The 728-nt window shown below is 47.3% G+C and carries 1 pseudogene; it reads right to left on the minus strand.

Annotated elements, in window-relative coordinates:
• Positions 1 to 728: pseudogene (locus tag EOC06_RS38170) on the minus strand (hypothetical protein); the annotation flags it as partial.

Here is a 728-nt window from a genome sequence, read left to right on the forward strand (position 1 = left end):
CTTCACAATGGATGACCGTAAAAGTGGCTCCTGATGGGGAGTGCCCCAGGTTGTATCCTCTTGAGGAGCAAAGGTCGAATCCGATGGTCCGGTTCTAGCAATTGCAGACTTTCCGAGAAACCTCTCTTGTAATATATTATGGCATGATGTGATTCTCTTAGTGGTATGACTGACGTAGCAGTACGGATCACCGATATTTGCCACTATAAAGTCTTCATCTCGCTTAACATTTCGAACGAACATCTCGGCCATATGTCGCTGATCGTCAGCCGGAATTTTGTATGGATCAAAATCCAATTGATTGTTAAGCGCCAGGCCGATTTCCGCCGTGTAAGATTTTAGGTTAGCGCAAGGTAGATGTCGAGCGAACCTATCGCTCTGTTCGAGCTTGTTCCAGATATTCTGAATCTCGTCCCGGTGAGTTTTTCCCAATGGCCTATTACGGGCAATCATAAGTGCCTGCATCACGCCCTGCTCACCTATCGTCTTCATCGGTCCAGTGGGATCGTTGGCTTGTTTATTTTCAAAGATTATTTCGCCCGTTCGACGAATGATTGCTATTCGAGCAAAAGAGTCGGAACAAACGGCTGAAGCCGCTATGAATGGCCAAACGGAATAACTAAGATCGTGCGCCTTAGCATCTGGAGAGGTGATAGTGGCGATGGAACCTTGCGACAGCCCGCGGTCATAACGATCATGCATGGCGGTAAAACTAGTGATTCTATCTG

The sequence above is a fragment of the Mesorhizobium sp. M7A.F.Ca.MR.362.00.0.0 genome (assembly GCF_004023175.1).
Lineage (GTDB): Bacteria > Pseudomonadota > Alphaproteobacteria > Rhizobiales > Rhizobiaceae > Mesorhizobium.